Source organism: Verrucomicrobiota bacterium (assembly GCA_016200005.1).
Taxonomy (GTDB): domain Bacteria; phylum Verrucomicrobiota; class Verrucomicrobiia; order Limisphaerales; family PALSA-1396; genus PALSA-1396.
On sequence record JACQFP010000002.1, the window covers coordinates 16,151 to 28,588 of the forward strand.

General features: G+C 56.8%; 11 protein-coding genes. 4 read left to right on the top strand and 7 right to left on the bottom strand.

Going from position 1 to position 12,438, the window contains the following annotated elements; all coding sequences use genetic code 11:
- Nucleotides 1–7: 7 nt before the first annotated feature.
- The 6 genes from HY298_00300 to HY298_00325 form a co-directional block, all read right to left on the bottom strand.
- Nucleotides 8–1,921: a fumarate reductase/succinate dehydrogenase flavoprotein subunit gene (locus tag HY298_00300; protein ID MBI3848719.1), complete on the bottom strand. Its 1,914-nt coding sequence runs from the start codon at nt 1,919–1,921 to the stop codon at nt 8–10.
- Between the two features lies 1 nt (nt 1,922).
- The gene (locus HY298_00305) at nt 1,923–2,630 is read right to left on the bottom strand and encodes a succinate dehydrogenase cytochrome b subunit (protein ID MBI3848720.1); all 708 of its coding nucleotides are present in this window, start codon (nt 2,628–2,630) and stop codon (nt 1,923–1,925) included.
- Nucleotides 2,631–2,815: 185 nt separating this feature from the next.
- On the bottom strand, nt 2,816–3,865 hold the full coding sequence (locus HY298_00310; GenBank protein ID MBI3848721.1) for a J domain-containing protein: 1,050 nt from the start codon (nt 3,863–3,865) through the stop codon (nt 2,816–2,818).
- 244 nt (nt 3,866–4,109) lie between these two features.
- On the bottom strand, nt 4,110–4,565 hold the full coding sequence (locus HY298_00315) for an Hsp20/alpha crystallin family protein (protein MBI3848722.1): 456 nt from the start codon (nt 4,563–4,565) through the stop codon (nt 4,110–4,112).
- A 293-nt stretch (nt 4,566–4,858) separates the two neighbouring features.
- Complete coding sequence (locus HY298_00320) at nt 4,859–5,536, bottom strand: HAD-IA family hydrolase (protein MBI3848723.1); 678 nt, start codon at nt 5,534–5,536, stop codon at nt 4,859–4,861.
- Nucleotides 5,529–7,673 carry a S9 family peptidase gene (locus tag HY298_00325; protein MBI3848724.1) on the bottom strand — a complete coding sequence of 715 codons (2,145 nt, stop codon included), beginning with the start codon at nt 7,671–7,673 and terminating at the stop codon, nt 5,529–5,531. The genes HY298_00320 and HY298_00325 overlap by 8 nt, the downstream gene beginning before the upstream one ends.
- 117 nt (nt 7,674–7,790) lie before the next feature.
- On the opposite strand from HY298_00325, the gene HY298_00330 reads away from it, so the two are divergent.
- From HY298_00330 to HY298_00345, 4 genes are all read left to right on the top strand, one after another.
- Nucleotides 7,791–8,702, top strand: coding sequence for an SDR family oxidoreductase (locus tag HY298_00330; protein MBI3848725.1), 912 nt, complete (start codon nt 7,791–7,793; stop codon nt 8,700–8,702).
- Nucleotides 8,703–8,883: 181 nt separating this feature from the next.
- Nucleotides 8,884–9,699 (top strand): pyrroline-5-carboxylate reductase, encoded by an 816-nt coding sequence (proC, locus tag HY298_00335; protein MBI3848726.1) that lies wholly within the window; start codon nt 8,884–8,886, stop codon nt 9,697–9,699.
- Between the two features lie 145 nt (nt 9,700–9,844).
- Entirely contained in the window at nt 9,845–11,095 is a 1,251-nt protein-coding gene (locus tag HY298_00340) for an AI-2E family transporter (GenBank protein MBI3848727.1), read from the top strand.
- A 12-nt stretch (nt 11,096–11,107) separates the two neighbouring features.
- The gene (locus tag HY298_00345; protein ID MBI3848728.1) at nt 11,108–11,785 is read left to right on the top strand and encodes a hypothetical protein; all 678 of its coding nucleotides are present in this window, start codon (nt 11,108–11,110) and stop codon (nt 11,783–11,785) included.
- Between the two features lie 31 nt (nt 11,786–11,816).
- On the opposite strand, the gene HY298_00350 is transcribed toward HY298_00345, so the two are convergent.
- Complete coding sequence (locus HY298_00350; GenBank protein MBI3848729.1) at nt 11,817–12,383, bottom strand: HAD-IA family hydrolase; 567 nt, start codon at nt 12,381–12,383, stop codon at nt 11,817–11,819.
- Nucleotides 12,384–12,438 lie beyond the last annotated feature (55 nt).

Consider the following 12,438-nt stretch of genomic DNA (forward strand, 5'->3'; position numbering starts at 1 on the left):
TCGTAAACTATTTGTAACTCCTCGTGCTCATGTGCACCTCTTCGTAATGCAATGGTTCTTTGTGCAGCAGCGGGGGCTTGCTCTCCCCCTGATATTCCCAGGCGCTGGCGAAGGAATAATTTTCGTCGTCGCGTCTGGCCTCGCCATCGGGCGTCTGGAACTCGGTGCGGAAATGACCGCCGCAAGATTCGCGGCGCGTTAATGCATCGAGACACAGCAACTCGCCAAATTCCATGAAGTCGGCCACGCGACCAGCTTGTTCCAAGTCCTGGTTCAGGTTGCCGCTATCGCCGGTGACCTTGATGTTCTGCCAGAATTCGGCGCGCAATTCGGAGATGCGTTGCAACGCCTCTTTCAACCCGGTTTCATTGCGCGCCATGCCGCATTTGTCCCAAAGCAATTTGCCGAGTTCGCGGTGGAAACTTGTCACACTGCGTTTGCCATTGATCGAGAGCAGTTTGTTAGTGAGAGCGTTGATGGCTGCTTCGGCCTGCTTGAATTCGGCATGGCTGGTGGACGGCTTCGGTTGCTTCAACGAAGCAAAGTAATTTCCAATCGTGTACGGTAGAATGAAATAACCGTCGGCGAGGCCCTGCATCAACGCGCTCGCGCCGAGACGGTTGGCGCCGTGGTCGGAGAAATTCGCCTCGCCAATGACGAACAGTCCGGGGACGCTGCTCATCAAATCGTAATCCACCCACGTGCCGCCCATGGCGTAATGCATCGCCGGATAAATGCGCATCGGAACCTGGTAGGCATTTTCACCGGTGATTTTTTCGTACATGTCAAACAGGTTGCAGTAGCGTTCGCGCACGACATTTTCACCGAGCCGTTTGATGGCGTCGGCAAAATCGAGGTAAACTCCCAGGCCGCCCGGACCCACCCCGCGTCCTTCGTCACAGACTTCCTTCGCCGCCCGCGAGGAAATGTCGCGCGGGGCGAGATTGCCGAAGCTGGGATACTTGCGTTCGAGATAATAATCGCGTTCGCTCCTTGGAATCTGGTGGGGGGGACGTTTGTCGCCCTTTTGTTTTGGCACCCAGACGCGACCATCATTGCGCAACGACTCGGACATCAAGGTGAGTTTCGATTGATGATCACCGCTGACCGGGATGCAGGTCGGATGGATTTGCGTGTAACATGGGTTTGCGAAGAACGCGCCCTTCTTGTAAGCGCGCCAGGTCGCGGTGACGTTGCAACCTTTGGCGTTGGTCGAAAGAAAAAACACATTGCCGTAACCGCCCGTGGCCAGCACCACGGCATCGGCAGCGTGGGAGGAAATTTCACCGGTCACGAGATTCCGCACTACGATGCCCTTTGCGTGACCGTCGATGACGACAACATCAAGCATCTCCGTTCGCGGAAGCATCTTCACATTGCCGAGGCTGATTTGCCGGCAGAGCGCCTGATACGCGCCCAGTAGCAACTGTTGTCCGGTCTGGCCGCGCGCATAAAAAGTGCGCGAAACCTGCGCGCCGCCGAAGGAGCGGTTCGCCAGCAGACCGCCGTATTCGCGGGCGAACGGCACGCCTTGCGCCACGCACTGATCGATTATGTTCACGCTGACCTGGGCGAGGCGATACACGTTCGCTTCACGCGCGCGGAAATCGCCGCCCTTGATCGTGTCGTAGAAGAGCCGGTAAACGCTGTCGCCGTCGTTCTGATAATTTTTGGCGGCGTTGATGCCGCCTTGCGCGGCGATGCTGTGGGCGCGGCGCGGGCTGTCCTGGAAACAAAAACATTTCACCTGGTAACCCAGCTCGCCCATCGTCGCCGCGGCCGAAGCGCCGGCCAACCCGCTGCCGACGACGATGACATCGAACTTCCGTTTGTTCGCCGGGTTGACCAGCTTCATGTCGAAGCGATGCTTGTCCCATTTCTGCGTGAGAGGTCCGGATGGAATTTTGGCGTCCAGGCTCATTTTATTGGATCCCCTTCCCGATCAAATGAAGCAGCACTGCCAGCGGAATGGAGATGTATCCGATGAAAATCACCAGCGCGGCGACTTTGGCGAAGCGATCGATCAGCGGAGCGTAGATGTTGTTTTTCAATCCCAGCGATTGAAACATGGCACTGACACCGTGGCTTAAATGCAGGCAAAGTAACGCCATCGCCAGAACGTAGAATCCCGAAACCAACGGCTGCCGAAACCCGGTGATCATCATGGCGAACACGTCGTGACGGCCCTGGCTGTCTTGTAGCGATAAGAAATCTTTTCCGGTAAAATTGATGGATGGCACTTGGGCTGTAAAATGGAGCAGGTGATAAATGATGAACGCCGCGATGATCAGCCCGCTCATAATCATCGTGCGCGAGGCGTAACTGGCGGCGACGGGTGTTGGAGCGTCCGCGTAGCCGATCAGGCGGGCGGCCTTGTTCTCCGCCGAAAGTTTGCTGGCCGACCAGATGTGAAGCGCAACCATGACCACCAAACCGATGCGCGCCGGCCAGATGATTTCCGGGTTAGATTGCAGGAAATGGCCGTAACGATTAATCGCTTCCGGGCCGAGAAAAATCTGGAGGTTGCCCAACAAATGCATCGCCACAAAAAGAAAGAGGGCCATCCCGGTGATGGCCATGATGAATTTCTTGCCAATCGAAGATGTAAAAAGGTTTGTAATGATATTCATCGAGCATGGGTGAAACCGACACAATCACAGACGCACCACCCAATTTGCCGCAATCTAATTATCTGTGGGCCAAAGCGTCAATGCATCTGATAAAGTATTAGCGTCGCTTCGCGTCTGGTTATCTTGGCTTATCACTCCCAGACGCTTGAGGGAACGTCAGATGTGATCGACGGTCGTGGCCGCGCTCAAGGCATTTTTTCCCGCGGTTTAAAGGAGGACTCTTTCGCCAGTTGTTCCCATAACGCGCGTTCGCGCTCTCCGGTTTTCTCCGGCACTTGGATGCATACGACCACGAACAGGTCGCCGCGTCCGCCGCCACGTTGAGGCAAACCTTGAGCACGGACCCGCAAACGCTGCCCGCTCTGCGTGCCCGACGGGATCTTGATATTCACCCGCCCGCCCAACGTCGGCACGGCCACCTGTGTGCCGAGCACGGCTTCCCATGGCGCCAATTCCAGATCATGGTAAAGGTGGTCAGCCTCAACTCGATAATCAGGATGTTTCGCCAGGCGCACGTTTAGGAACAAATCACCCGCTTGGCCGCCGCCAATTCCGGCTTCGCCCCGGCCAGCCAACCGCAGTTGTTGTCCTTCGCGCACGCCAGCAGGAATCTTGACCTGGTAGTTTTCCGCTTTGGTCTTGTGGCCGCTTCCACCGCAAGTCGCGCAGATATGGCCGTTGAGTTCGCCCCCCCCGTGACAGGATTGGCATGGAACATTTCGTCGGAGGGAAATCGGACGCGTTGCTCCGTTCACCGCTTCTTCGAGAGTCACGAGAATGTCCGCCTGGACATCCTGCCCGCGCTGCGAAAACTCGCGAAACCCGTCTCGGGAACTGGAACGCGATTGACGCGCCCCCGTCGAGCCAAAGAATTGCTCGAAGAAATCGCTAAATCCGGTGCCGCCGAACTGAAACTCAAACTCCTCTGACTGCTCACCCCGACCTCCCGATCTCCACGTGCGGCCAGTTTGGCCCCAGCCTGGTGGCGGACGGAACTCCGCGCCCTGTTTCCAGTCGGCGCCCAACTCGTCGTATTTTTTTCTTTTCGCCGGATCGCCAAGGACTTCATACGCTTCGTTGATCTCCTTGAATTTTTCTTCGGCGGTCGCCTTGTTCTTCGCCACGTCGGGATGGTACTGCCGCGCCAGTTTGCGAAAAGCCTTGCGAATTTCGTCGTCACTCGCCGTGCGCGGCACCCCCAGACTTTTGTAATAATCCTTATATTCAACCGCCATAAGTGTTCACCCAATGCTCTGCGTTCATCAGTTGCGCCGAAGTTACTGTTTGTACCGGGCGCTGTCCATACCGACTGGCAACCCGGCCACGGACTCAATGCGGTCGTTGAATGAAACAAAAAGCCGATTGCCCTGGCGATGAATGCTTGCGCTCTTCACGCCGTCGGGCAATCGGCATCAATATGTTTTGTCGCTCTCGTTTGGACGCAGGCTTTTGCCGGCGTCAGCGAACGGAGCTATTGCTTCAGGCGACTTTGACTTCGACGGCTTTTGGTTTGGCCTTTTCGTCCTTGGCCAGATGCACCTTTAATACGCCGTCTTTGAATTCTGCGTTGACCTTGGAGGCATCCGCGTCTTCCGGGACGGTAAAGCTTCGTTCGAAGCTGCCGTAGGCGCGTTCGATGCGATGATATTTGCGGCCCTTATCTTCCTTCTCGTAAGTGCGCTCGCCCGAAATGGTCAACACGCCATTCTCCACGCGCACCTTGACCTCTTCCTTTTTGATCTCTGGCAGCTCAGCCTTGATGAGGTACTCCTTCTCATCTTCGATGATGTCAACCAGCGGCGCCCATTCGGCGATGGTCATCGTCTCTTCCTTGTTTCCGTCCTTGCGGACTGGCGCGCGTCCAAAGAGCGTTCCCAGACGGTTGTGCAGTTCATCGAGTTCACGGAATGGATCCCAGCGAGTCAAATTATTCAGCGGATCCCGTAGCGTTAACATATTCATAGTCATCAGTTCCTTTCTTGGCGGATTGATGTTTTACATTGGGCATGCATCCGCTCTCTGGCTGCCCAACAATTTGCTTCTCCGAACAAACTGACGGAGAAGCGATCAGCTTGATTGACGGCAAGACGCGTGCCAGACCATGAGCGGGCCATTGCGCCGCTTAACGCTTTGGAAAATTTCGATTTAAGATGTTTATTAGCCGGAGCAACTGTTTTGATGGAGGCTGAACCGGGAAAGAATTTCACACTGCGTCGTGTCACAGTGGCTCATCGAGCGCACAGCGACTCCAGGTCGGACAGCGAAGCGATTTGTTGACCTGCAACGGCTGGTGACTTGCGGTCGATCCGAACGGCCCGGAGCCCGGCGCCCCGCGCCCCTTGAACATCAGCGCTGAGATTGTCTCCGACATGCAAGATCGACCCGGGTGGCAACCCCAGCTTCTTAAGTGCATGTTCAAAGATTACCGGCGATGGTTTGGCGAAGCCGGCTTCGCAAGAAACGATGACAGTCTCAAAATAATCGGACAATTTCAGTTGCTGCAGCAGCGGTCGCAGGCGCTCATCCCAATTTGAAATCACAGCCAGCCGCACACCGGCTGTGGCAAGCGCATCCAATGCCGGCAACACGTCGTCAAAAATCCGCCACGCGTCCCCTGTGCCGAAGCGTTCATATAACTCCGAAAAAAACGTCTCGCTTGCTTTGCCTTGTGTCAGTCCCGTGAAGGTTCTCTCCACCAGAGCCGCCCAGTCTTCGCGCGTGTGATTGAAGTTTGTTTTCGCCCGCCACGCGGCGCGGAACTGTTCGTTGATGTTTTCCGGTGAAAGATTTTCCACTCCGTGCCGCGCCGCAACCTCGGCATAAACATGTCCCACCGACGGCCACGGCTGGATGAGCGTGCCGCCGACGTCGAAGGTCACGGCTTGGATGGCGGAAATTTCAGTCACGCGTTTGATCTGAGAAAGTCACGTTCAACTCCCGCACTAGAAACGCCCATTTGTCAGCGGCTTCGTCGATCAATTTGGTCGTCGGCTTGCCGGCGCCGTGACCGGCGCGCGTCTCGATGCGGATGAGCACCGGTTTGTTACCGGCCTGGGCGGCTTGCATCGTGGCAGCAAATTTGAAGCTGTGAGCGGGAACGACGCGGTCGTCGTGATCGGCCGTGGTGATGAGCGTTGCTGGATATTTCGTCCCAGGTTTGATGTTGTGCAACGGGGAGTAAGCAAAAAGTGCTTTGAATTCCTCTGGATCGTCTGCTGAACCGTAGTCGGAAGTCCAGCCCCAGCCGATGGTGAACTTGTGAAAGCGCAACATGTCCATCACGCCGACCGCCGGCAGCGCCGCGCCAAATAAATCCGGGCGTTGCGTCAAACAAGCGCCGACCAGCAGCCCGCCGTTGCTGCCACCGCCAATCGCCAATTTCTTTGCGGAAGTGTATTTGTTGGCGATGAGCCATTCCGCCGCGGCGATGAAGTCATCGAACACATTTTGCTTTTTCAGTTTCATTCCGGCTTGATGCCATTCCTCGCCGTATTCCCCGCCACCGCGCAGGTTGGGCATCGCATAAACGCCGCCCATTTCCATCCAGACAAGGTTGGCGACGGAGAAGTTCGGCGTCAGACTGATGTCGAAACCGCCGTAACCATAGAGGTAGGTGGGATTCTGGCCGTCGAGCTTCAAGCCGCGCTTGTGCGTGATGAACATCGGCACGCGCGTGCCGTCTTTGCTTTGATAAAACACCTGTTTCGTTTCGTAATCGGCGGGATTAAAATCCACCTTTGGCTGACGAAACAACGTGCTCGTGCCGTTGACCATGTCGTAGCCATAAACCGTGCCGGGCGTCGTGAAGCTCGTGAATGAGTAAAAGGTCTCCGCGTCCTTGCGCTTGCCGCCGAAGCCGCCGGCGCTGCCCAGGCCGGGCAATTCCACTTGCCGGACGAACCGGCCATCGCGCGCGAACACTTTCACTTCACTGCGGGCATCCTTGAGATAAGACACGACCAATTGATCGTTAATCAGGCTGGCGCTCTGAAGTCGGTCGCTGGTTTGCGGGACGATTTCTTTCCAGCTCGCCCGCGCCGGTTGCGTGATGTCGATGACGATGATGCGTCCGCGCGGCGCATTCAGGTCAGTGCGGAAATAAAACACGCCATCCACGTTGTCGATGAAATCGTACGAGGCGTCAAAGTCATTGAGCAACTCCACGACCGGAGCGTCCGGCGTTTGCAGTTTCTTGTAGAAAACGCGGTTGCGTGTGTTGCTTCCCTTCCAGACCGAGATGATCAGATACTTCCCGTCGTCGGTAACGCCACCGCCGAAGCCCCATTCCTTCTGGTCGGGTCGTTGATAGACGAGAACGTCTTCAGCCTGCGCACTGCCGAGTCGATGGTAGTAAAGTTTTTGGAAATAGTTCACCCCCTTGAGCTCGTTGGTCTTGGCCGGCTCGTCGTAGCGACTGTAGAAAAACCCCTTGCCGTCCTTCGTCCACGATGCGCCGGAAAATTTTACCCATTTGATATCGTCGGATAAATCGGTGGCGGTGACGACGTCGCGCACTCTCCATTCCTGCCAATCCGAACCGGCCTTCGAAATGCCGTAAGCCATCAATCTGCCGTCGTCGCTGATGGCGTAACCACTGAGCGCGACCGTGCCGTCGGCGGAAAGTTTGTTGGGATCGAGAAACACGGTCGGCGTATCGTCCAGCGAAGTCATGGTATAAAGCACGCTCTGGTTTTGCAGGCCGTCGTTCTTGGTAAAAAAGTAGCGCCCACCTTCCTTGAACGGCACTCCGTAACGCTCGAAATTCCAAAGTCGCGTCAGACGTTGTTTGATGGCCGTGCGTTCAGGAATCTTTTCGAGATAACCAAACGTGACTTTGTTTTGGGCCTCGATCCATGCCTTGGTCGCCGCCGAGTTGTCATCTTCCAGCCAACGATAGGGATCGGCGACCTTCGTGTCGTGATAGTCATCGACCTGGTTGGTTCTTGCGGTGATCGGATACTGGACGGGCGGCGCAACATGAGCACAGCTACCCAGCAGGGACGCGCTGGCGACGAACAAACAAACCCGGAAAGCCGGAATCATATTGCCTAGAATGCGAGCAAGCTCCGACGGCGTCAAAGTGTTTCAATTTCGGCGGGGCGTAATTCAACCGCGAACTCTTGTGCTTTAGTTTTACGCCGCATCGTTTAACCTGCCGACATGCGCGTGTTGATTGCCGGCTGTGGGTACGTCGGGCTGCCGCTGGGAACGGAACTACTCAGACAAGGGCACGAGGTGTTTGGCGTGCGCCGCGCGAACGCCGCCGCGGCGGAGCTTAAGGCGGCGGGGATTCAAGCGCTCATCGCGGACATCACCAAGCCGGAGGAACTGGTCAGGCTGCCCGGTCCGTTCGACTGGGTGGTGAATTGCGTCTCTTCGTCGAAAGGCCGCGTCGAAGAATATCGACAGGTTTATCTCAACGGCACTCGCAATTTGATCGAGTGGCTGTCGGCGTTGCCGCCGAGGAAATTTGTCTATACCAGCAGCACCAGCGTCTATGGGCAAACGGACGGTTCGGCGGTCAAGGAAAGCAGCCCGGTCGAACCCGCCAGCGAAACGGGCAAAGTGTTGGTGGACGCGGAAAAACTGTTGCTCGACGCGGCGCGGCAGAAACAATTTCCCGCCATAGTTTTGCGAGTTGCCGGTATTTACGGGCCGGAGCGCGGTCATTTGTTTCAGCAATACTTGAAGAACGAGGCGAAGATCGAAGGCCAAGGCGAGCGCATCCTCAACATGATTCATCGTGATGATCTGGTGGGAATCATCTTCGCGGCGTTGAAGAATGGTCGTCCCGGCGAAATCTACAACGCCGTGGATGACGAACCGGTGGCGCAGATTCATTTCTTCCGCTGGCTGTCCGAGACGCTGGGTAAATCGATGCCGCCTCTCGCCGCCGAAACTGACAAACCCGGACGCAAACGCGGCCTGACGAACAAGAAGGTGCAGAACCGCAAATTGAAGATGGAGCTGGGCTACCAGTTCAAGTATCCGACGTTCCGTCAGGGATACACCGCGGAGATTCAACGATTGGATGAGGCCGGGCAGTTGAGAATTGAACCGGAGCCAAGATGAGGAACAAGTTCTGAACACGTCAGCGAAATGGTAGCCGACGACGTCAGGAGACGGAACCGCTTGCGTTTTTACCCCGAAATCCCAACCCCTTACGTCGGTGGCTACGTCGCCAGGCTGTTGCCTGAGTGCGCGAGCTTGAATTTGCCTTTCGCCCGTCCGGTTGAGCTGCTACAACTCGCCCATGCCTGCAAGACTTACAATCGGGTTTCTCGGCGCGGGAAAAATGGGCACGGCGCTTGCCAGAGGATTCATTCGCGCCGGCCTCGTCACGCCACGACAGATCATCGCCAGCGATCCCTTGCCCGCCGCGCGCGCGGCCTTCGGCAAGGAAACCGGCGCGCGCATCGTATCCAACAACGCCAAAGTCACCGAGTATGCCAGCGTCCTCGTCCTCGCCACGAAGCCCGATCAAACCGGCGCCGCGCTCGGTGAAATCCGCGACCGCTTCACGCCGCGCCATCTGCTCATCTCCATCGCTGCGGGTGTGCCGATTGCCAAACTCGAATCCGCGTTGCCGCCGCGCGCGCGTGTCATTCGCGTCATGCCCAACACGCCGGCGCTGGTTGGTGCCTCGGCCACCGGCTTCGCGCTCGGCAAAAACGCCACCCGCTTCGACGGCGAGCTCGCGCGGCGACTTTTCTCTGCCGTGGGTGTGGCGTTCCCGCTCAAAGAATCGTTGCTCGACGCGGTGACCGGCTTGAGCGGCAGCGGGCCGGCCTATGTTTACCTGATGATTGAAGGCTTGAGCGATGGCGGCGTGGCGGCGGGCTTGCCGCGCGACGTGGCGACGAAGCTGGCGGCGCAGACGGTTTTGGGCGGCGCGAAAATGGTTTTGGAAACGGGCCAGCATCCGGGCGCGCTCAAGGACATGGTAACGAGTCCCGGCGGAACGACCATTGAAGGGCTTCATGAATTGGAGAAGGGCAAGGTCCGGGCCGCGTTGATGAATGCTGTGCGCGCCGCGACGGAGAAATCAAAGAAGCTTGGACAAGCATGATGCAAATCCGAAACCCGAAATCCGAAATCCGAAGGATGCCTGAGATTCGAAATCCGAATCCTCGGACCGGGTGGAAATCTTTTCGGCCTTCGGGCTTCGGACTTCTTTCGGATTTCGGATTTCGGGCTTCGGATTTCACTCGCTCATGAACTTCCCTCCCCCAACCGAAAAACAAGCCCGCATCATCTGGCTGTCGCTCACCGGGCTTGCGGCGGCGCTGATCGTCGCGCTGATTGTGGCCGCCGTCTGGGGGCTGGGCCGCATCTTGAACGTGCTGTCGTCGGTGATCTGGCCGCTCGCGGTGGCGGGCGTGCTCGCGTATTTGCTCGATCCAGTCGTGGATTTGCTTCAACGGAAAGGCGTGCCGCGTGTGCGTGCGATCATCGTCGTTTTCCTGGCGGCGTTGTTGATTATCCTGGGGTTGCTCGCGAGCGTCGTGCCGCAATTGGTCGTCGAGTCTCAGGAACTTGGCCGCAAGATTCCCGGCTACACTCAGCGCTTGGAGAAAAAGGTCGAGACGCTGATCAGTCATCCGCCCGCATGGCTACAACGCTTCCTGCCGAAACAATCATCAGCAAACGTGGAAACGCCGTCCGCCACCAGCACGAACGCTGAACCGGCCGCCCTCGCCGCCGCGCCATCGGAAACGAATGCCCCGCAGTCCATCACACCGGACAAATCTCCGCCGCCTCCAGTCATCGACAAGGCAACTCTGGCGTCCGCCACAGACTGGTTGACGAAAGCATTGCCCATTCTCGGCAAACGATTGTCGCAGGTCGTCTCCTACATCGGCTCCTGGTTTGGTGTGATTGCTGGGTTGGCGTTGATTCCCATCTACGCGTTTTATTTCCTGCTGGAAAAGAGCGGCATCGAGTCGAAGTGGACGGACTATCTGCCGGTGCACGATTCCAAATTCAAAGACGAACTCGTTTTCATTCTGAACTCAATAAACGACTACCTCATTGCATTTTTTCGCGGTCAGGTGCTCGTGGCGATTTGCGACGGGATTCTTTACACCATCGGCTTTACGATCATCGGGCTGCCGTATTCCGTCCTCATCGGTGTGATGGCGACGTTTCTCACCATCATTCCCTTTCTGGGCGCGATCACGACGTGCGTGACGGCGCTGGTCATCGCGCTGGTGGCGTTTGGCGACTGGCAACATCCGTTGGGGGTGCTGCTCGTGGTCGGCATCGTGCAGGCGCTGGAGGGCACGGTGATCCAGCCGAAGATCATGGGCGACCGCGTGGGATTGCATCCCGTTAGCATCATCGTCGCACTCATGGTTGGCACGACACTGTTGGGCGGCATCCTCGGCGGCATCCTGGCGATTCCGCTGACGGCGGCGCTGCGGGTGATCATGTTCCGATATGTGTGGAAGAAACGCGAAATCTGAAATCGTTCGATTATGACAACGGCGCTTGTGCTGATCGCTCTGATGGCTGTTGTTTGCCTAACCACCTTGATTGGAGGCGTGCTATTTTTGATCGGGTTGTTCAGGAAGAAACGGGCGTTCAAGCGGATGGGTGCTCTCCTCGGCGTCGCATCAATATTTGTTCTCGCGGGCTGTCTCATCTATGCGTCGGCAAAAGTCTTCAACAAACTGAAGAGCACCAATCCCCAAAAGATCTGGGAAGCCACTGTAAATGCAGCTTTTGATGACACGGCCATTCGGCCTTCTGATCCCGCACAAGCCAAGCAAATACTAAGTGGAAAGCTGGGCAAGACAAACTTTCTTGAACGGGCCAATGTTCAAGGTGTGTGGGTTGATGCAGCTTTTCTTTCCTATGGGTATTTTCTTTATGTCGCAGACGAGAAGGAACTCTTAAGCGCTGTCGCCACGGCGCCGGTCGATCCGTCATTTCAGCTAATATCAGACGAAATCTGTAAAGAAGCGTCTTGGGCTGAATGCGAGGACAGCCTGATGTACCCGAAAGGCCCACAGCGCAATTTGCCCGGTTGGACACCTGAAGCAGTGGTCGAGAAACGCTGCTATCGCTGTCTGCGTTGTCCGTGGTCGCACACAATACTGATAGATGGGAAGACCGGGCAGGTATATCATTCGATAAGCGAAATACGGGAGTAATGCGTTGCGATGTGCCTTACGCTTGCGGCATTTAGCTCGACAATTCCCTCACATCCACCGCCTCCATGCCCGCAGCGCGGATGGCTTGCAAGCCCAACTCTGTATCTTCGTAGGCGCGGCAGAATTTTGGGTCAATGCCGATGCGACGAGCGGCTTCGAGGAAAATATCCGGCGCAGGTTTTTGGTTCTGCACCATCTCACTGGTCACGACGGCGTCGAATAGATGCCGGATTTTCAGGAGTTCGAGCACTTGAGTGATGACGCGCTGCGTGCCACCGGACGCCACGGCCATCGGAATCTTGCCGTGATGTGATTTCGCGATTTCCACGACGGCATGGATGGGTTCAATCTGCGCCATGAGCGGCAGATACGCCTCCTCCTTCTCGTGCGCGACAGCGATGTGATCGAGCGAGCGGCCTTGTTCCTGGGCGAGCATTTTCAAGATGTCGCGCGAAGGGACGCCGCCCAGCGAGTAGAAGCGGTCTTCCGGAAAATGCAGGCCGTGACGTTGCGTGATCATCTGCCAGGCGCGCCAATGCAGCGGCATGGTGTCGGCCAGCGTGCCGTCGCAGTCGAAGATCAGTCCTTTGGGTGTCATTCGCTTTTTGGTCTTAATCTTTATCTTTCTCTCACTCTTAATCTCCGATCCGAGA

Bases quoted from the DNA above. Each gene is read 5' to 3' on its own strand.
- HY298_00345 (MBI3848728.1), top strand. From the start codon at position 11,108: ATGACAACGGCGCTTGTGCTGATCGCTCTGATGGCTGTTGTTTGCCTA.
- HY298_00350 (MBI3848729.1), bottom strand. From the start codon at position 12,383: ATGACACCCAAAGGACTGATCTTCGACTGCGACGGCACGCTGGCCGAC.
- HY298_00340 (MBI3848727.1), top strand. From the start codon at position 9,845: ATGAACTTCCCTCCCCCAACCGAAAAACAAGCCCGCATCATCTGGCTG.
- HY298_00305 (MBI3848720.1), bottom strand. From the start codon at position 2,630: ATGAATATCATTACAAACCTTTTTACATCTTCGATTGGCAAGAAATTC.
- proC (MBI3848726.1), top strand. From the start codon at position 8,884: ATGCCTGCAAGACTTACAATCGGGTTTCTCGGCGCGGGAAAAATGGGC.
- HY298_00330 (MBI3848725.1), top strand. From the start codon at position 7,791: ATGCGCGTGTTGATTGCCGGCTGTGGGTACGTCGGGCTGCCGCTGGGA.
- HY298_00325 (MBI3848724.1), bottom strand. From the start codon at position 7,673: ATGATTCCGGCTTTCCGGGTTTGTTTGTTCGTCGCCAGCGCGTCCCTG.
- HY298_00310 (MBI3848721.1), bottom strand. From the start codon at position 3,865: ATGGCGGTTGAATATAAGGATTATTACAAAAGTCTGGGGGTGCCGCGC.
- HY298_00300 (MBI3848719.1), bottom strand. From the start codon at position 1,921: ATGAGCCTGGACGCCAAAATTCCATCCGGACCTCTCACGCAGAAATGG.